We start from the raw sequence: 17,936 nt of genomic DNA, 5'->3' as shown, positions 1-17,936 counted from the left end.
AGGCTGGTCAGTATGGGGGCCGGTATGTATACCGGGACGCACACCGTACGGCCGCCGTCGCCCACACCCGAGGCCGCCGATCACAGCGACAAGGACACTTGCCCCATGCGCATCCTCCTGATTGAGGACGATGAAAAAATTGCCTCCTTCATCCTCGACGGCCTGCGCCAAAACGGCTTTGCCGCAGACCACGCCGCCAACGGCCCGGACGGGTTGCAACTGGCGGCCTGCGAGCCGTATGCCGTGGCCATCATCGACGTGATGCTGCCGGGTATGGACGGCCTTAAGGTCATCGAAGAACTGCGCCGGCGAAAGATCATGACCCCCATCATCATCCTCTCGGCCAAACGGTCGGTGGAGGACCGGGTGCGGGGCCTGGAGACCGGCGGCGACGACTACCTGTCCAAGCCCTTTTCCTTTGCCGAACTGCTGGCCCGGGTCCAGGCGCTGATTCGCCGGGCCACCAACATCGCCGAACCCACCCGCCTTGCCGTTGGCGAGTTGTCCATGAATCTGCTCACCCGGGAAGTGGCCCGGGGTGGGACGGCCATACCGTTGCAGCCGCGCGAGTTTGCCCTGCTGGAATATTTCATGCGCAATCCCAACAAGGTGCTGTCCAAGACCATGATTATGGAACATGTCTGGGACTACCATTTCGACCCCCAGACCAATCTGGTGGACGTGCTGGTGTGCCGGCTGCGCAACAAGATCGACCGGGACTATGACACGAAGCTGCTCCACACCCTGCGCGGGGTCGGCTATGTTCTCAAGGAATAACCGGCCACTTATCCGCTCCACCACGTTTCGTCTGACCGCCCAGTATTCCCTGATCTTTATTTTCAGCGCCCTGACGCTTTTCGTGCTGGCCTATTCCCTGCTCTCCGGTGCCGTGCGCGAGGGCGACCGGGCGGCCATGGCGCAGAAAATGCGGGAGTATGCCTCGGTGAGCCAGAAAAAGGGACTCACCGGGCTGGTGGATTTTCTGCGCCTGGAACGGGAGAATATCGACGTCGAACAGTATCTGCTGCGGGTGGACGGCCCGGACGGCGCGCATCGTTTCGAGCTGACCCCGGACGACAGCCAGCCCCTGCCCGCGGCGTTGCCGGTGGCCCCGGAGCAGGCGGTCGAGTGGTTTTTTCTGCCCGATCCCGGGGCCGAAGGCGGGCTGATCGAGGTGGCCTGCCGGACGCTGCCCGGCGGCGGGGCCGTGTATCTGGGCAAGGACGCCAGCGAACGCGAGGATCTGCTGGGCCGGTTCCGGGTCATCTTTGCCGGCATCATGATTCCGGTGACCCTGCTCGGGCTGGCCGCCGGCTTCCTGCTGGCCCGGCGGGTGCTGACACCCATCAAAGACTTGATCGACACCGTGCGGGCCATCGACACCGGCCGCATGGACGCCCGGGTGCCGGAAGTCGGCGTGGACGATGAACTCAGCGAGCTGGCCCGGCTGTTTAACGCCATGCTCGACAAGATCCGCACGCTTATTGCCGGCATGCGCGAGGCCCTGGACAACGTGGCCCATGATCTGCGCACCCCGGCCACCCGCACCCTGGCTGCCGTGGAAGTGGCCGCCGCCACCAAAAACGATCCCGAAGAACTGCGTGAGGCCCTGCTCGACTGCGCCGAAGAGACCCGGCGCATGGTGTCCATGCTCGGCATCCTCATGGACATCTCCGAAGCCGAAACCGGGGCCATGCGCCTGCATCTGGCCCCCACGGACATGGCCCGGCTGGTGGCCGAGGCAGCGGAACTCTACGAATACGCGGCCGAGGAAAAACAGGTGTCGCTGCGCGCCCATGCCGCCGGCCCCCTGGAGGTCGTGGCCGATGCCGACCGGCTGCGCCAGGTGCTGGCCAATCTGCTGGACAACGCCGTCAAATACACGCCGCCGGGCGGCCAGGTGACCATCACTGCCACAAAGCTCGCCGCCGGCGTGGCCGTGCGGGTGGCCGACACCGGCGAGGGCATGCACCCCGACGACATCCCCCGCATTTTCGAGCGCCTCTACCGGGCCGACAAGAGCCGGACCAAGCGGGGGCTGGGGTTGGGCCTGTCGCTGGTGCGGGCGGTGCTTTTTGCCCATGGTGTGGTCATCGACGTGGAAAGCGTTCCCGGGGCGGGCAGCGCGTTTACCTTTGTGCTGCCCGCCCCGGTACCGGCCGGCCAACCCGCGCCGGCCGGCCGCACCGCTTGACCGAGTTGGCGCGCGGAGGGGGAAAAGCATTGTCAAAGCCCCGCGCCTGGGGCATCGTTGGGGCAAACCTTTATGGCCTCGCCGCCTCCAACCGTTAAACCACATCGGGGTCGAACATGAGCGAGAACGGCCAGACCAGTGCCAGCCAGTTTTTTTTCACCAAGCAAGCCCTGTTTGATGTCAAACGCAAACTGTGGGGCTATGAAATCCAGGGCGGTGCCGACGCCTGCGCGACGTTGGCCTGCTTTACCGATCAGGAACAACTGGCCGGCTCCCTGGCCTCCACCTCCTATATGGGCGTGCAGCATGCCGTGGAACGCGGCAAAAAAGTGGTGGCCCCTTTTGACGAGGCCGGCTTGCTGACCCAGGCACCCTACGCCTTGCCGCCGGCCCATGGCGTGGTCAAATTCACCGGCCGCGTGACCCAGGCCGGGCCGGTCCTGGACGCGGCCCGCCAGTTGCGCAGCGACGGCTATTCCCTGGCCGTGGACGTCGGGCCGGGCCGGGAGCATCTGCCGGAACTGGCCGATCTGGCCGATGTGTGGTGCTTCGATGCCGGCCAGGAGGCCGACCCGACCGGGGTGGCCGCCCGCAGCAAGGGGCGCAAGGTCACCTTGTGGGCCAGCCAGGTCACGGGCCTGGACCACTTCGAGGCGCTCAAAACCGCCGGGTTTTCCATCTTCCAGGGCCGCTTTTTCAAGGAACCCGAGATTATCGCCGAACGCAAGCTCACCTCCCACCAGATGAGCCGGTTCCAACTCCTGCAGCTCATCGAATCCGAAGACCCGGACGTGGACGCCCTGGCCGAAGCCATCTCCGCCGACGTGTCGGTGAGCTTTCGCCTGCTGTCGTATCTCAACAGCGCCGCTTTCGGGTTCCCGCAAAAAATCCAGTCCATCCGCCAGGCCATCATGGTCCTTGGCAGCATCAAAATACGCAACTGGCTGCGGGCAGTCCTTTTGGCCGACATGTCCCAGGGCGGCGATCTGCCCCGGGAACTGGCCGAGCTGTCGCTGCAGCGGGCACGCTTTATGGAACTGGTGACCATGCGCTACGATTTCTGGGATTTTAATCCGGGAACGCTCTTTTTGCTGGGGCTTTTTTCGCTGCTCGACGCCATCCTGGGCCTGCCCATGGCCAAGGTGACCGAGCATCTGCCGCTGGATGAGAAGCTGAAATCCGCTCTGCGCCGGGATTCGCAAAACGAATACCAACCCCTGCTCGATCTGGCCGAATGCATCGAAGACTCGGATTGGCCGCGGCTGTCCGAACTGACCCGCCGACTCGGTCTGGAACTGGACGTGGTCAAGGTCTGCGCCAGCGACGCCATGGCCTACAGCAGCGGGTTTTTCGTCAGCCAGGCCGATGTCGTGCCGCCCACGGCCCCAAGCAAACGCCCGCGCCAGTAGCCGGGCACCGGCAGCCGGCCGCCGGAGGCAGAAGAGACAGAAGAGGCCTCCGGCGGCCGGGGGGATGATCCCCCCGGACCCCTGCAATTAAAGAAGTTTTTAGGGGAGGGGGAGGCGGCAGACGTCCCCCTTAACCCCTTGCCTTTCAGGAGGGATTCCAAAGGGGTCACCCCTTTGGCCGCCGGAGGCACTCTTCCTCTTCTCTTTCTGCCTTCTCCTCCCCTCTCGTCTATGCTGCCGGTAGGGCGGCGATGGTGGCGGTGTCGACGTTTAAGCGCACCACGCCGTCTTCGTAGGCCGCCACCAGTCCGGCCGGGATGGCCACTTCGCGCGCACCCCACAAATGGCCTTGGCGCAGCAGCAGCGTGATGACGCGGCCGGAGTGGGCTTCGGTCAGCACACCGTCCAGGCGTCCCACTTTGCCGTCGGTGGCGTGGACCGCCTCATGGCCGGACAGGGCCACATCGCCCTGGGGTGTGGCCGGGCGCTCCACGCTCCAGCTGGAGGGGGCCAGCGGCAGCTTACAATGTTCTTTGGCGGCCAGCGTCAGGAAAAAGGACGGCGGATAGTAGTCGGTGATCACATATTCCCGCAGCCCGGCCACTTTGGCGGCGTCGATGGACAGGTGCACGCCTTTGTCGTCGGAACTGGTCACGAATTTTTCCGGCACCAGCCGCAGCGTGTTGGGCAGCGCCTCCTCGCGTACCACCAGGTAGGCGGCCCGACCGTGGGACGGATCAATAACAACGTGTTCAATGCGCCCCACCAGGGCGTCCGTGGCGAAAACCGAGGCGGACAGGGTCAGATCGATGGAACGCTCGTGCATGAAGTCCTCCGGTAAAGGTGCGATGGGAACGGGCCGGCCTTTCTTGCCCGGACCCTCTTGTGCGTATAGAAGGAGGCAAAGGCCGGTCAAGTCCGCATTGCGTTGACACGCGGATTCGGTTCGGCCGGGGAGGCCTGATGCTGTTTGTTGTTCTTGCCATCTGCCATCTTATTGGCGTGGCCTCGGCCGCCCGGGCGCTTTTCACGGCCCGCTCGTCCCAGGGTGCTCTGGCCTGGGTCATGTCCATGATCACCTTCCCGTACGTGGCCGTGCCGCTCTACTGGATTTTCGGGCGCAACCGTTTTCAGGGCTATGTGGCTTCGCGCCGGGCCGGCGACCGGGCGGTCAACGCCATGGCCCCGGAACTCCATGCCGCCAGGGCCTGGCCCGATCCCCATGCCCCTGGCCTGCCGAGTCTTTTTCCGGTGCTTGAACGCCTGGCCGAACTGCCCTTTACCGCCGGCAACGACGTGCGCCTGCTCATCGACGGCCAAGCCACCTTCGAGGCCATTTTCACGGCCATAGACGCGGCGACACGCTATGTGCTGGTCCAGTTTTTCATCATCCGCGACGACGGCCTCGGCCGGCAGCTCAAGGAAAAGCTGCTGGCCAAGGCCCGGGCCGGGGTGGCGGTGTATGTGCTCTACGACGAGATCGGCAGCCATCACCTGGACGCCGGCTACATCGCCGAACTGACCCGGGCCGGGGTGCACATCTCGCCGTTTAACACCACCCTGGGCTGGCGCAACCGTTTGCAGCTCAACTTTCGCAACCACCGCAAGATCGTGGTCACCGACGGGAATCTGGCCTTTGTCGGCGGCCATAACGTCGGCGATGAATACCTCGGCCAGGATCCCCGGCTGGGGCATTGGCGCGACACCCATGTGCGCATCGAAGGTCCGGCCGTGACCCTGGTCCAGCTCACCTTCCTGGAGGACTGGTACTGGGCCACCCGGCAGACCCCGGCCTTGAACTGGGAGATGCGCGCGGCCCCTGGCGGGACCATGCCCGTGCTGGTGTTGCCCACCGGCCCGGCCGACGACATCGAATCCTGCGATCTGTTTTTCTTCCAGGCCATATCAGCGGCCACGAAACGGCTGTGGATCGTTTCGCCCTATTTCGTGCCGGACCGGGAGATCGTTTCGGCCCTGCAACTGGCTGTGCTGCGCGGAGTGGATGTGCGGGTCATGCTGCCGCAAAAGGCCGACCATCATATGGTCTATCTGGCTTCGTTTTCCTATCTGACGGACCTGGAGACGTTGGGGGTCAAATTTTACCGTTACCAGAACGGTTTTTTGCACCAAAAAGTCATTCTGGTTGACGACACCATGGCCTCGGTGGGCACTGCCAACTGCGACAATCGGTCGTTTCGGCTCAATTTCGAGCTGACCCTGGCTGTGGCCGACCCGGGCTTTATTCAGGCGGTGGAGGCCATGCTGCTGCGCGATTTCGCCCAGTGTATCCAGGCCACGGCCGAGGACTATACCGACCGCTCCTTCTTTTTTAAAACCGGCGTGATGGTCAGCCGGCTGTTCTCGCCGATTTTGTAACGCGGGTTGACGGGGCAAAAGGCCGCGCGGGAGAGAGCCTGCGCAGGAATTTTCGGTCGATATAATCTTTGAGGCCCATGACCCAGGCACCCTCGGTGACAAACGGCCCTTTGCGCAAAATCGCCCGGCCGTCGCCGCAGTTGAGCAGGGCCAGATAGTTTTTGCCGGTGGCGCGAAAAGGGGTCAGCTCCCGGCCGGTCAGATAGGCCAGCAGATTGGCGGCCAGGACCGGCCCCTGGCGCACGGCGTAGACGCCCGCCCGGGGCAGCGGGGCAGGGCCGAAATGAATGCAGTCGCCGCCGCCAAAGATTTCCGGGGCAAACGGACTTTGCAGGCAGGCGGAAACGGTCAGCCCGTCGTCGGAATCGGCCGAAAGGCCGCATTCGGTAAAAAGCCCTGGCGGGCGCGTGCCCGTGGCGGCCAGGAGCAGATCGCAGCCGATGCGCGCGCCGTCGGACAGGCTGGCCGTGCCCTTGTCCAACCCCACCACCCGCGCCGCGACCACCCGCGCCCCGCGATCCTCAAGCGAGCGCCCGGCCAACCGGACGGCCCGGTCCGGCCAGCCCGGCAGCAGCCCCCGGGGCGCGGCCACGGTGAGATGCGGTGCCGCGACTCCCAACCGGTGAAAAAGCCCCAGCATATTGGCCGCCACCTCAAATCCCGCTGCCCCGCCGCCGGCCACCACCACCCGCACCATGCCCCCGGCCTCCACCCGGCTCTCGACAGCCTGACGGGCCAGCAGCAGATTTTCGATGGGCTTGACCGTCAAAACGGTCGCGCCGGGCGTGTCGCTGAGGGAAAAATCCGGCACCACCCGGCTGCCAAGGCCGAAGCTCACCGCGTCATAGCCCAGGCTGCGGCCATCCCGAAGGAGCAAGCGACGCCCGGCCGGATCAATGGCGGCGACAAGGCCCCGCTCAAAGCGTGCGCCGTGCCGGGACGCCATGGCGGCGATGGGAAAGCGCAGTTCGGCCAGGGTATAGCGGCCCGCCAGCAGGCCCGGTCCCATGCCGGAATAGGCCAGATACGGCCCCGGGGCCACGCAGACGACTTCAATGCCGGCGGCCGCGAAATCGGCCAGCCGCGACAAGGTCATAAGATGGGCGTGGCCGCCGCCGGCCAGGACAAGGCGTTTTGCGAGCATGGTCCTTTCTACGCCAAAGACGCGGCCCCGGGAAGATGGGCAGGGAAAATTATTACAGGGAGCGCGTGAGGAGAAGGCAGAAGAGTGCCTCCGGCGGCCAAAGGGAGTGACAGCCCTTTGGAATCCCACCTGAAGGCAAGGGGTTATAAGGGTGGGGAGTGGCTGCGGCGGCCGGGTGAGCGCGAGAGGAGAAGGCAGAAGAAGCCTCCGGCGGCCAGGGGGGATCATCGCCCCCGGACCCTCTGAAAGGAAGAAGTATTTAAAGGGGTTTGCGGCGCTGGCTGGTAATCTGGCTGGCTGAAGATTGGGCGGACTACGCCTCGGCCTCGGCGGGCAGACAGCCCAGGCGGCGCAGTTCGGCCAGGATGGATTTCTCGTCCACCGGCTTTTGCAGAAACGACGTGGCACCACCGAGGTACATGGCGTTGTGGGTGTCTTCGCCGTCTTCCAGCACCGAGGTGATGATCACCTTGCAGCCGGCGTCGCCGGCGACGCCGAATTCTTTTTCGATCTCGCGCATTTCTTCAAGTGCCTGCGGGCCGTCGATGACCGGCATGAGCAGATCCATAAAGACCAGCGTGTACGGCTCGTTGCCCTCCATGGCCTTTTTAAAGGCCATGATGGCGTCCTCGCCGTTCACGGCCGCGTCGCATTTTGCGTAAGGATGCAGAATATATTCGAGAAAGCTTCTGCTGTAAAAATCGTCATCAACAATGAGCGCCCTCATGATTCCTCCGGCGGATGGTGAACGGGAAACGTCAAAAGTTGATGCAAACTGGCCGAAAGCGTTTCTACCGGGCCGCACAGAGCTCTGTCAAGGCAGGCTAATGGCTAGTCGTTTTTAAGGATCGTTGCATAGTTGCCGGCACACTGGCAGTCCGTGTCGTAGCGGCGCACATAATCGAGGCGGCTGCGCAGGCAACTGACCACGCCGTCGCGAAAGACCACCCAGATACGGCCGTAGCTGGCGCACAGGTAGCTTTCCGGGCCGATGACCGATTGTTTGACCGCTGCCGGGTTGCCGAGCAGTTCCTTGACCTGTTTGATCGACATCCCGGGCACGATACGCCGCGCGGCAAAGGCTGCGTCCTGGCCCATCTCCTGCTCCATCTCCCTGGCTCGAAATTCCCGGTCCGCGCCAAAGGGCACGGCGGCCATGCGGGCTTCACCGGCCTGTCGGTCACGCATGGCGGTCTCGGCCAGGGCGGCGGCGTGCAGTTCGGGGTTGCCGGTATAGGCGGCCAGCCGCTGCTCCAGCGTGCCGGGATCGGTTTCGGCCCGAAGGGTCAGGCGCACGGCCAGACCGTCGGGAAGGGGGCGGATTTCCTCGTCGGCCACCGAGATCTTGAGCAGGCTGTCGGCAAAGGCCCGAATATCCGGGGCGCTCAAGGCGGCCCGCACGATGGACGGGTCGTTGCCGAGCTGGTTGACGGCGGTGTCGAGCAATTTGCCACGGGCCTGATAGCCGCACAGCCGTTTGGCCTGGCCCTGGTCGATATGCGGTCCGTAAAAGCAGGTGGTGGTGGTGGACAGGACACGGGCGTCGGAAACCTGACGCCGCAGTTCCGGGCTGTCCGGGGCGGCGGGGGATTGTTCGGAGGCTGGCTGGGGAGCCGGGCTCGCCAGGGGTTGGCCGGCCGTTTGTTGGGCCGCTGGGCTGGCTGCGGGCTGCCCGGCAGACTGGCCCGGCACAGGCTGCGGCGGGGTGCCGTAGAGGGGTGTGGCCGAGTGCCCGGTTAACCGGGAGCCTTGCTGGGCCAGGGCCGGCAGGACGCACCCGGCGATCAAAAGCAGGGCGAGAAAAAAGGGGAGGAGCAATCTGGGCATGGGGCCTTCCTGGGTTTGCCGGTCTGCTAGCAAAAACGGTTCCAGTGGCCCGGTCGCAAAAAAGGCGCGACCGGTTTCCCGGCCGCGCCTTTCGCGTTTTCATGAGGCCAACGCAGGCGGGCTACTTTTTGGGAGCCGGTTCGTGGCAGTCGCCGCAGGTGACCGGGCCCTTTTGCTTGTCCATGTGGCAGCCCATGCACTGGCGGTGGAAGGCCCGCATAAGCGGCGTCTTGCCCGGTTTGGCTTGGGCCGAATGGCAATCCGAGCAGGGGATGCCGGAGGTGTCGGCGCTGTTGTCGCGTTTGCCGTCTTTTTCGCCGTGATGGCAGGCCGAGCAATCGGCCAGGGCGGCTTTTTCATTATGGGCGTCGTGGGCAAAGACTGCCGGCAACCGGGTGGTTTGCTTAAACCCTTCGGTCGGCACGGTGGTCATGTCCTGCTGGCTCATAGCCGGCACCGCCAGGAAGACGGCGGCGACAAGCAGCAGCAGCGCCAGGGGGATAAGGGGCGTTCGTTTCATGTCGGTTTCTCCTGCGCGCCGGGTTACTCGGCCTCGGGCTTCTCCATGAGTTCATAGATGAGGTCGCCCAGGAACTTGGTGTGCATATTCAAGCCAAACTTGCTGATGATGTCTTCCAAGCCGCCGTGGCAGTTGTGGCAGGGCGCGACCAGGGTATGGACACCGGTGGCCTTTAACTGTTCGGCCTTGATGGAGTTGCCGACAATGCGGACGTTTTTGAACGGAGGCCCGCAGTTGATGACGCCGCCGCCGGCGCAGCAACAGTAGTTGTGCTCGCGGTTGGGGGTCATTTCCACCACGTTTTCGCACAGGAAGTGGGTCACCTCGCGCAATTTTTCCATGAGACCGCGTCCCCGGATGATGTTGCACGGGTCGTGGATGGTGACGGGTTCGGCGTACTTGTGGGTGAGCTTGATGCGCCCTTCCTGAATGAGCTGCCAGAAGAAGTCCACGGAGTGGACCACCGGCACGGGATGCCACTTCCAGCCGAGCCAGCGGTTGCCGACATCGTAGACGGCGCGGAAGGCGTGGCCGCACTCGCCCATGACGATGCGTTTGACGCGCAGCCGTTGGGCGGTTTCGTAGTGGGCGCGTTCGATGCGGGCCATGATTTCCGAGTCGCCGGTGAACATGGCCATGTTGGAGTTGTCCCAGCCCGGGGTGGAAGGCATGGTCCAGGAGACGCCGGCAGCGTTAAAGATGGCCGCGGCCTGATAGATGAGCTGGGTACGGAACTTGGGTTCCGGGGCGATGACGGAATACATGAAGTCCGCGCCCTCGACATCGAGCGGGATGCGCAGGCCCGGAAATTCTTCGCGGGCTTCTTCTTCCTGCCACTGCAGGGTGTCGGGCCATTCGTCGTCTTTGACCCACATCTGGTTCATGGTGGCCGAGTGGCTGTGGGCAGTGTCCTGGATGTACTGGGGGGTGACGCCGAGCTTGTGGCACAGGCGGCGCACGACACTGATGATATAGCCGGTGTCGATGCCCAGCGGACAGTAGTGGATGCAGCGCCGGCACAGGTTGCACTCGGTGTAGGCGACCTGGGCGCATTCGTAGATGACTTTGGGATCGACCTTGCCATCGGCGTCAAAGAGGCGCCACATGGTCTGGCTGACCTTGGCCACCGGGGTGTAGCTCGGGTCTTTGTGCGACATGTAGTAATGGCAGGCCTTGGCGCACATACCGCAGCGCACGCAGGTCTCCATGTAGGTCTTCATGCGTGCACCGCATTCGCCGGCCACGAGTTCTTTAAAGACCTTCTGTATTTTCTCCGGGGTCAGGCGGTCAACGCCGCGTCTGAGCCCCACGTCCTCGATAAGACGATCGGCAATGGTTTTCATGACATCCTCCGGCGGTTACCAGTCCTTGGCGTGTCTGACGGACCCGAATTCCGAGGCGATGTAGCCACGGCTGAAAAATCCGAACAGCATGTGGGAAAGCCTCGTGAACGGGATGGCGACCAGCATGGCCTCGCCGCACAGGATGTGCAGGGTGGTCATGAAGAGATTGTCGCCGATACGGTGATAGGCCAGGACGCCGGTGAGAAAGGTCGCGCCGACCAGGGCCAGCACCAGCCAGTCATGGGTGCGGGTGATGAAGCGGACTTCCGGGACAGCAATGCGCCGCCACAGGAAGTAGAGGCAGGCGGCCACGACCACGATGGACAGCGTGTCGGCCACGGTGTCCGGCAGGGCCGGCCAGGACCAGCCGTGAAAGGCGTCAAACAGGGCGATGTGTCCCATGAGGAACAGGGGCACCAGGAACAGGCAGATGTGGAAGGCAAAGGTGACGACGGTGACGCCGGGGTTTTCCCGCCACCCGAGCGCCCCGAACGGGGTGATCCAGTGGGCCAGGGATTTGAGTGCATGGGGCCAGCTGATGTAGGCCACAAACGAGGCGTCTTTTTTAAGCGCCAGGGCGCGCATGGCCATGAGCCGGTAGGCCGAGCCGAGGATGAACAGGGCAAACGCCAGCCAGGCCAGGGGGCCGACGGCGAGATTGAACAGGGCGTGCATGACGTACCTCCTAGCCGGTGAAGGCCGCAACCGGGGCCACGATGCGGTGGTATTTGCCGCCGGCCACGGCCCGGATGAGCACCTTGGAGCCGTCCGGGGAAAAGGCCGGGTCGAAACACTTGTCAAAGCTCTCGGGATAGGCCTTGCCGTCCACCAACACGGTGAAACGACCGGCTTTCTCCACGGTCACGGCCAGATGGGCGGCGTCAGGGCTCCACACCGGGGGGTAGGCCATGTCGTAGCGGCCGGCCCAGACTTTGCCGTCGCACAGGATGGCGAAATCGGAATTGTGGTTGCTGGCCAGGGCGGCGAAGCGGTTGCCCACCGGGCTCGGGGTCAGGTCGGTCACCACCGGGAAGACGATATCCCAGGGGGTGTTGTCCACCACCACGGTGAAATCGCCGAAGCTCACGGCGGCAATGGCCGCCAGCTTGGAACCGTCGGGCGAAAAAACCTGATGCCACAGTTGGCCGTAGCGGATGTCCCAGGCCATGGCGTCGTCGATGGCCATGCCCCAGGCTCCGGCCTTGCGCACCGGCGCAGCCACGGCCCCGGTGGCCGGGTTGAAGACCGGTCCCCAGGCGCAGGCGTACGAGCCGGTCCAGGCCTTGCCGTTGACGGCAATGGAATAGTCGTAGAGAGAGCGGCGGATGGTGGTGGCGACGTTTTTCCCGGCCGGGTCAAAGGTCGGCGCCCAGCAGTTGACGAAAATGGAGTCCCAGGCGACGCCATTGACGGCCACGCTGAAGATGCCTTCCTGGAAGGCCGCGATGTCGGCCTGGGCCGGGGACTTGACCTGCACCACGGCGGCGGCGGCGCTGCCGTCGCGCGAAAGCGTCACCTGGTTGGCGTTGTCAAAAAGCGTTTCCCAGGGTGTGCCGTTGACGGACAAGCCGTACTTGCCGTCCTGCTGGATCGGCGCGGCAATGATGTCGCCGTTGGCGGAAAAAAGCGTACCCCAGATGTAGGCGTACTGCTCTTCCCAAGGCTCTCCGTCCACGACCATGGTCCATTCGCCGTCGGTCTGAGCCAGGACCGTCAGGCGGCCATCGGGCGAAAACCGGGGATACCAAACCTTTTCGAAGGTCGCTTCCCAGACTTCGCCGTTGACCGCCACGGAAAGGGCGGGATCAGGCAGGGCTGCGACCATGGCCACGCGTTCGCCGTCAGGCGAAACGTGGGGTTCCTCCAACCATTCGTATTCACGGGAGCATTGCCGCATATCGTCGAGAACGACGCGGACGCCCGGCGTGAAATCCCAGGACTGCGCGAAGGACATATCGACCTCCTTGACGGGTGGAAAGCACGCAGGGCAGGCGTCCGGGATCGCACGCCCTGGCAAAAGAAACAGACATTGTGAACCCGGGAACGATAGTCACGAATTGCCAGCGAAGTCAAGGGGGGTATTTTTTGAATACATCTAGTAAAACTGCGGGATATGACGCTCCAAGGTAGGAAATTACGCCATGCCCAGACCGGGAATACTCCCCTTCTCCGATCAAATTGGTGCGGTCTTGATCGCCCTGGCCTTTCTTCTGGCCGCAACACCTGCCCTCAGCCGGGCCGCCGCCCCGGACCCCTGGCTGCCGCCGGCCAAACCCGAGGCCGCGCCCCTGCCGCGTTCCGCCAAACTCGGCGTCGACGAGGACAGTCTGCCGGCCGGGCGCACGGTCAAAATCCCGGCCGGAGCCAGTGAGGCCTTTCGCGAACTGATTCTTGGCGTCAGCGAAGTGCTGGCCGGCGCGCACCGCCAGGGTGTTACCCGGTTGCGGGCCGTTTTGCCCCAGGCTGGCGATCAGGCTGACGTGGCCGCCTATTACCAGGGGCTGGGGCTGTATCTGGCCGATGAGCCGGCGGCGGCCCTGGCCGCCCTGGAAGGGCTGGCCGCCCGGTCGGCCAACTCCTTCCTCGGCCGCGACGCCCTGTATATCGCCATGGAGAGCGCCGCCCGGGCCGGGCGGCAGGACCGGGCCCTGGCCCTGGCCGAGGCCTGGCTGGCTGTTCCCGAGCCGGGTCTGGCCCCGGAAGTCTGGCTGCGGGCCGCCGTGGCCGCGGCCTCCCTTGGGGCGGGGCAAAAAGCCCAGGATTTTCTGCGCCATCTGGCGCTCGATTTCCCGGCTTCCCGCTCGGCCGCCGCCGGCAATGCCCTGGCCCGGCGGCTGCTGGCCCAGTCCGGCGGAGCAGGCGCGTTTGATCCCGACGCCCCGGACACCGTACTGCTCATTGCGGAGGCGTTGGTGGAAAAAGGCGCGCCCGAGACGGCCTTAAAGCAGCTGGCCGGCCGGACCGGCTGGACCCCGGGGCAGGCCGCCCGGGCCGAATATGTCCGGGGCAAGGCGGAATACCGGTTGCGCCGGCCCAAGGCCGCTTTCGACGCCTTTGCCCGGGCCATCGCCGTCGATCCCACCGCAACGCTGGCCGGCTGGGCGCGCTACCATCAGGCCCGCTGCCTGTGGCGCTCCCTGGAGGCCGAGGACGCGGGCCGCATGGAGACGCTGTTGCGCGCGGTGCTCGACGCCCCGGGCCGGGATGACCCGTTGCGCGAAGTCGCCGCCCGGCATCTGGCCTTGCTGCTGGCCGAGCGGGGGCGCTTTGCCGAGGCCCTGGAGGCTGCCGGGCGCTTAAAAGGCTTGGCCGTGTCGCCGGAGCTGGCGGCCCAGGGTGCGGCCCTGGCAGCCATCCTGCGCTACGTGACCGGGGATAATGCCGGGGCCGAGGCCGAGCTGGCCGCTTTTGCCGTCCGGTTTCCCGGGGACGACTGGGCCGACGGGGCGCGCTACTGGCGGGGCCGGGCCCTGGCCGGACTGGGACGGCCCGGCGAGGCGGCGGCGGTCTGGATGGAGGTGGCTTCTACCCGCCCCAACACCTATTACGGTGGCCGGGCCGCGGCTGCCCTGGCCGGGGCCGGCGACGTGCGCGATACCGTGGTGGCCTCGACCCCGGGTGCCTCGCCGCGCTGCCCGGAGGCGGCCGAGCCGCCTTCGCCCGAGGCGACGGCGAGCCTGGGCAAGGCCTATGCCCTGTCCGACGCCGGTTTGCCGGCCCTGGCCGAGATGGTCCTGGAATTTGCCGCCAAGGCGGCACCGGGCCGGGCCGATCTGGCCCTGGCCCACATCCGGGCGGCCATGGACGGCGGGCGGCGCACGGCGGCCATGCGCACGGCCTGGCGCACCTTCGGAGCCTGCCTGCTGCGCGGCACGGCAGCGGAACTGGGACCGCTTCGCGACGCGCTCTACCCCCGGGCCTATGCCGGCGAAGTGACGGCGGCCCTGGCCGGCTCGGACATCGACCCGGACGTGATCTATTCGCTTATCCGCCAGGAGAGTTTTTTCGATCCCAAGGCCGTGTCCGGGGCCGGGGCGGTGGGGCTTATGCAGCTCATGCCCGAGACGGCCAAGGCCATCGGCAAAAAAATCGGCATCCGGCCCGAACGGGCCGATCTGTTCAATCCGGTGATCAATATCCGCCTGGGCACAGCCTTTTTCCGGGAGCGGCTGGCCCGGGAGGGGACGCTGGCGGCGGCCCTGGCTTCGTACAATGCCGGCCAGAACCGGGTGGCGATCTGGAACACCGGGTTTGGCCGGTTGGGTGAGGAGCTTTTTATTGAACTGATCCCCTTCACCGAGACCCGGGACTATGTGCGGCGCATCACCACCAACGCCATGCTTTACGGGAAGCTCTATCCGCGCGCCAAATAAAGCAGACGCTGCGCCTGCGGCCCGACCGCCAAGGCATTAGGATTAGGGGAGCCTCCGGCGGCCGGGGGGGATAATCCCCCCCGGACCCCCTTGATAGGAGAAATATTTTAATGGGTTTTTGGCGATGGCGGGCAATTCAATCGGCTGCGGGCCGAAACAGCCGGCGCTTGTGCTTGACGGGAACCACCGTTGCTCCGACGGCCCCTGCGGAAAAAGTGGTTAGAGGTTCTTGGGACTGCGTGCAGTCGTCGCAGCAACGCCGCCCCCCCTTAACCCCTGTCAGGGAGGGTCCGGGAGGGGGCTACCCCCTCCCGGCCGCCGGAGGCACTCTTTTCTATCCTTCTCTTCCTATTACGCTGCACTACGCGTCGTCGGCGGAGAGTTCTGCCAGGGAAAAGAGCTGTTCGGCGTCAAGGACGATGGTGAAGGTGTCATCCAGGCGGACCAGGCCGCGCACGAAGCGGGTGGGCACGGCCAGCCCCATATCCGGTGGCGGGGCGATGTCGGCTTCGGCGATTTCCACCACTTCGTGGACAGCGTCGGCCAGGGCGGCGATGGGCAGCATGTCGCCGTCGTAGTCGCGTTCGACGATGATGAGGCAGGTGGGCGGCCGGGTGCCGGGATCGAGTTCGAGCTTGCGGCCCAGATCCACCACCGTGGCCGCGTTGCCGCGCAGGTTGACCACCCCGCGCAGATGGTCCGGGGCCAGGGGCACCCAGGTCAGGCGCGGCAGGTCGAGCACCTCGGAGACGAGCAGCGAGGGCAGGGCGAAGCGTTCGCCGCACAGGGTGAAGGTCAGGTATTGGCGGGCGGAGTCGTCGGCCATGGAGGGAGCCTCCGTTTTCGGGCAGTATGCAGCAACCATACGGCAGCCGGGGCCGCCCGGCAACCTCCCGTCGCCATTGCCCTTGCCGCGCCCGGACAGGAATGGCGGGCAGGGCGTTGACAAGCTTGCCGGGCGGGCATACACCTTCCAGCAATTATGCACCTTTTTGAGGAAACAATGGACGAGCCGTACAGTAGTCGCTGCTTCTCCCACAAGGCCTATACGCTTTTCGCCATGCGATAACGCCTCCTGCCGCCTCCGGCCACGCCCCGTCTGGGGTTTGGCTGACGTCCGCCGGCAGGCGGCGGCACAAGGAGGCACCAGATGAAAACGTCCTTCATCGGGTCTGAAATTTTTGCCTCAGGGCTTTTCCCCCGCGCCGGCTCCCGCTTTGGCGCGGCCACGCTTTTCCCTGTCTCCCGGCGGCTTTGCGCCGTCTCTTCCGACACAGCCAAGGAACCTCCCTCATCCAGTCCCCTGCCCACATCGTAGGGCCATGACGCGGCTTTGGCCGCTCCTCGTCTCATGGTTTTTTGCGTCTTGAGGCGCCGACGGTTTGTCTGACGCCCGTCGGCGCAAACCCTGGTGGCATTGCAGCCGGCCCGCGCCGCGCTGCACCGCCGCCTCAGGGGAGGCTTGGTTATGAGCGAACTTTATGTCAGCGCCGTTCTCGGCCGGCCGGTCATCGACCCTTTTGGCGTCGAACTCGGCCGTCTCGACGATCTGGGACTGGTGCCGGGCGAAACGCTGCCTGTCGTCTCCGGGCTTTTCATCCACCGCGCCGGCAAACGCCGGTTTGTGCCCTGGCGGTGCGTCAATCTTTTCACGCCGGTCATCGTTTCGGCCGATCTGGCCGGCGTTGCCGACCTGGACATCCTGCCGGGGGATCTGTCCGGCCCCCACGATGTGGCCGACATCCGCCTGCGCCGCGACATCCTCGACCGCCAGATCGTGGATGTGGACGGGGCCAAGGTGGTGCGCGTCAACGACCTCAAACTGCGCGCCCTGGGAGCCAGTTTATTTATCGAGGCCGTGGACGTGGGCATTCGCGGCATGGCCCGACGCCTGGGCCAGTTGCCCTTTTGGAACTGGCTGGCGAAACTGTGCGGCCTCACACTGCCCAGCCGGGAAATCGACTGGCGCTACGTGGCCCAGCTCGACCCCAACGCCGACAAGCTGACCCTGACGGTTGCCCGCGAACGCTTAACCGACATGCACCCGGCCGACATGGCCGAAATCCTGGCCCAGCTGCCCCACAAGGAAGTCGGCACGGTCATCGGGTCCCTTGATCCCGAAACCGTGGGCGAAGCCATCGGCGAACTCGATCCCGAGGTGGGCGGCCGGGTCATCAGCCAGCTCGACAGCGAGATGGCTTCGGACATCCTGGAAGAGATGGAGCCGGACGAAGCCGCCGATCTGCTCGGCGATCTGCCCGAGGAAAAGGCCCGGGAACTCCTTGGCCTCATGGATGCCGACGACGCCGAGATGGTCCAGGAACTGCTCGAACACGAGGACGACACCGCCGGCGGCCTCATGAACAACATGTTTGCCTTCGTGCCCCCGGCCATGACCGCCGAGGAAGCCCTCACCTACATTCGTTTGGTCGGAGCGGAAATCGAAAACGTATATTATGTCTACGTCATCCGGGCCGACGAGACGCCTCTGGGCGTGGTGACGCTTAAGCGCCTGCTGCTTTCGCCGCCCAAGACTCCGGTGGCCGAAATTATGACCGTGGGTCTTAAGGCCGTCACCGTTGAGGACACGCCGGGCAAGGTCATGGAAGTGCTTTTTAAGTACAATCTGCTGGCCGTGCCCGTGCTTGAGGCCGGACACATGGTCGGTATCGTGCCGGCGGATGCGGTCATCGAACTCTATCTGCCCGAATCCGTCACCCGCACGCGGTTCGCCTCCCATTAGTTATTGA

Annotated in this window: 15 protein-coding genes; 6 read left to right on the top strand and 9 right to left on the bottom strand. The window is 65.1% G+C overall.

Going from position 1 to position 17,936, the window contains the following annotated elements:
• Positions 1-105 precede the first annotated feature (105 nt).
• The 3 genes from GTA51_RS08820 (at position 106) to GTA51_RS08810 (ending at position 3,603) form a co-directional block, all read left to right on the top strand.
• A complete protein-coding gene (locus GTA51_RS08820) occupies positions 106-777 on the top strand; it encodes a winged helix-turn-helix domain-containing protein (protein WP_160960367.1) in 672 nt (223 codons plus the stop codon).
• Complete coding sequence (locus tag GTA51_RS08815; protein WP_160960366.1) at positions 761-2,194, top strand: sensor histidine kinase; 1,434 nt, start codon at positions 761-763, stop codon at positions 2,192-2,194. The genes GTA51_RS08820 and GTA51_RS08815 overlap by 17 nt, the downstream gene beginning before the upstream one ends.
• A gap of 116 nt (positions 2,195-2,310) precedes the next feature.
• Entirely contained in the window at positions 2,311-3,603 is a 1,293-nt protein-coding gene (locus tag GTA51_RS08810; protein ID WP_160960364.1) for an EAL and HDOD domain-containing protein, read from the top strand.
• Positions 3,604-3,832: 229 nt separating this feature from the next.
• On the opposite strand, the gene GTA51_RS08805 is transcribed toward GTA51_RS08810, so the two are convergent.
• Complete coding sequence (locus GTA51_RS08805) at positions 3,833-4,429, bottom strand: hypothetical protein (protein WP_160960362.1); 597 nt, start codon at positions 4,427-4,429, stop codon at positions 3,833-3,835.
• Between the two features lie 137 nt (positions 4,430-4,566).
• Here GTA51_RS08805 and cls point away from each other — a divergent pair, with 137 nt between their 5' ends.
• Positions 4,567-5,979 carry a cardiolipin synthase gene (gene cls / locus GTA51_RS08800; protein ID WP_160960361.1) on the top strand — a complete coding sequence of 471 codons (1,413 nt, stop codon included), beginning with the start codon at positions 4,567-4,569 and terminating at the stop codon, positions 5,977-5,979.
• Here cls and GTA51_RS08795 read toward each other — a convergent pair.
• The 7 genes from GTA51_RS08795 to tmcD all read right to left on the bottom strand — a co-directional run bounded on the left by GTA51_RS08795 (position 5,951) and on the right by tmcD (position 12,767).
• The gene (locus GTA51_RS08795; protein ID WP_160960359.1) at positions 5,951-7,123 is read right to left on the bottom strand and encodes an NAD(P)/FAD-dependent oxidoreductase; all 1,173 of its coding nucleotides are present in this window, start codon (positions 7,121-7,123) and stop codon (positions 5,951-5,953) included. The two genes, cls and GTA51_RS08795, sit on opposite strands and share 29 nt — an antisense overlap.
• A gap of 313 nt (positions 7,124-7,436) precedes the next feature.
• Complete coding sequence (locus GTA51_RS08790) at positions 7,437-7,850, bottom strand: response regulator (RefSeq protein ID WP_160960358.1); 414 nt, start codon at positions 7,848-7,850, stop codon at positions 7,437-7,439.
• A gap of 104 nt (positions 7,851-7,954) precedes the next feature.
• Positions 7,955-8,950 (bottom strand): hypothetical protein, encoded by a 996-nt coding sequence (locus GTA51_RS08785; RefSeq protein WP_211922498.1) that lies wholly within the window; start codon positions 8,948-8,950, stop codon positions 7,955-7,957.
• A gap of 121 nt (positions 8,951-9,071) precedes the next feature.
• Entirely contained in the window at positions 9,072-9,470 is a 399-nt protein-coding gene (gene tmcA, locus GTA51_RS08780; protein WP_160960356.1) for an acidic tetraheme cytochrome c3 TmcA, read from the bottom strand.
• Between the two features lie 23 nt (positions 9,471-9,493).
• Positions 9,494-10,813: an electron transfer complex ferredoxin TmcB gene (gene tmcB, locus GTA51_RS08775; RefSeq protein WP_160960355.1), complete on the bottom strand. Its 1,320-nt coding sequence runs from the start codon at positions 10,811-10,813 to the stop codon at positions 9,494-9,496.
• 15 nt (positions 10,814-10,828) lie between these two features.
• A complete protein-coding gene (gene tmcC / locus GTA51_RS08770; RefSeq protein WP_160960353.1) occupies positions 10,829-11,488 on the bottom strand; it encodes a TmcC family electron transfer complex membrane anchor subunit in 660 nt (219 codons plus the stop codon).
• Positions 11,489-11,498: 10 nt separating this feature from the next.
• Positions 11,499-12,767: an electron transfer complex subunit TmcD gene (gene tmcD, locus GTA51_RS08765; protein WP_160960351.1), complete on the bottom strand. Its 1,269-nt coding sequence runs from the start codon at positions 12,765-12,767 to the stop codon at positions 11,499-11,501.
• 187 nt (positions 12,768-12,954) lie between these two features.
• On the opposite strand from tmcD, the gene GTA51_RS08760 reads away from it, so the two are divergent.
• Positions 12,955-15,186 carry a lytic transglycosylase domain-containing protein gene (locus GTA51_RS08760; protein ID WP_160960350.1) on the top strand — a complete coding sequence of 744 codons (2,232 nt, stop codon included), beginning with the start codon at positions 12,955-12,957 and terminating at the stop codon, positions 15,184-15,186.
• A 361-nt stretch (positions 15,187-15,547) separates the two neighbouring features.
• Here the strand turns inward: GTA51_RS08760 and GTA51_RS08755 are convergent, their stop codons facing one another.
• The gene (locus tag GTA51_RS08755; RefSeq protein ID WP_160960349.1) at positions 15,548-16,012 is read right to left on the bottom strand and encodes a chemotaxis protein CheW; all 465 of its coding nucleotides are present in this window, start codon (positions 16,010-16,012) and stop codon (positions 15,548-15,550) included.
• A gap of 642 nt (positions 16,013-16,654) precedes the next feature.
• Here GTA51_RS08755 and GTA51_RS08750 point away from each other — a divergent pair.
• A complete protein-coding gene (locus tag GTA51_RS08750; protein WP_160960347.1) occupies positions 16,655-17,929 on the top strand; it encodes a magnesium transporter MgtE N-terminal domain-containing protein in 1,275 nt (424 codons plus the stop codon).
• Positions 17,930-17,936 lie beyond the last annotated feature (7 nt).

It is taken from the genome of Solidesulfovibrio aerotolerans, from assembly GCF_009856865.1.
GTDB classification, from domain to species: Bacteria; Desulfobacterota; Desulfovibrionia; order Desulfovibrionales; family Desulfovibrionaceae; genus Solidesulfovibrio; species Solidesulfovibrio aerotolerans.
The sequence above is the reverse complement of the archived record's forward strand: the minus strand, read 5'-3'. Positions and strand labels throughout refer to the sequence as shown.

What these genes read in the sequence shown, in the direction of transcription:
- GTA51_RS08820 (WP_160960367.1), top strand. Translation starts at nt 106, where the DNA reads ATGCGCATCCTCCTGATTGAGGACGATGAAAAAATTGCCTCCTTCATC.
- GTA51_RS08790 (WP_160960358.1), bottom strand. Translation starts at nt 7,850, where the DNA reads ATGAGGGCGCTCATTGTTGATGACGATTTTTACAGCAGAAGCTTTCTC.
- tmcA (WP_160960356.1), bottom strand. Translation starts at nt 9,470, where the DNA reads ATGAAACGAACGCCCCTTATCCCCCTGGCGCTGCTGCTGCTTGTCGCC.
- GTA51_RS08785 (WP_211922498.1), bottom strand. Translation starts at nt 8,950, where the DNA reads ATGCCCAGATTGCTCCTCCCCTTTTTTCTCGCCCTGCTTTTGATCGCC.
- tmcB (WP_160960355.1), bottom strand. Translation starts at nt 10,813, where the DNA reads ATGAAAACCATTGCCGATCGTCTTATCGAGGACGTGGGGCTCAGACGC.
- GTA51_RS08805 (WP_160960362.1), bottom strand. Translation starts at nt 4,429, where the DNA reads ATGCACGAGCGTTCCATCGATCTGACCCTGTCCGCCTCGGTTTTCGCC.
- cls (WP_160960361.1), top strand. Translation starts at nt 4,567, where the DNA reads ATGCTGTTTGTTGTTCTTGCCATCTGCCATCTTATTGGCGTGGCCTCG.
- GTA51_RS08760 (WP_160960350.1), top strand. Translation starts at nt 12,955, where the DNA reads ATGCCCAGACCGGGAATACTCCCCTTCTCCGATCAAATTGGTGCGGTC.
- GTA51_RS08810 (WP_160960364.1), top strand. Translation starts at nt 2,311, where the DNA reads ATGAGCGAGAACGGCCAGACCAGTGCCAGCCAGTTTTTTTTCACCAAG.
- tmcD (WP_160960351.1), bottom strand. Translation starts at nt 12,767, where the DNA reads ATGTCCTTCGCGCAGTCCTGGGATTTCACGCCGGGCGTCCGCGTCGTT.
- tmcC (WP_160960353.1), bottom strand. Translation starts at nt 11,488, where the DNA reads ATGCACGCCCTGTTCAATCTCGCCGTCGGCCCCCTGGCCTGGCTGGCG.
- GTA51_RS08795 (WP_160960359.1), bottom strand. Translation starts at nt 7,123, where the DNA reads ATGCTCGCAAAACGCCTTGTCCTGGCCGGCGGCGGCCACGCCCATCTT.
- GTA51_RS08750 (WP_160960347.1), top strand. Translation starts at nt 16,655, where the DNA reads ATGAGCGAACTTTATGTCAGCGCCGTTCTCGGCCGGCCGGTCATCGAC.
- GTA51_RS08755 (WP_160960349.1), bottom strand. Translation starts at nt 16,012, where the DNA reads ATGGCCGACGACTCCGCCCGCCAATACCTGACCTTCACCCTGTGCGGC.
- GTA51_RS08815 (WP_160960366.1), top strand. Translation starts at nt 761, where the DNA reads ATGTTCTCAAGGAATAACCGGCCACTTATCCGCTCCACCACGTTTCGT.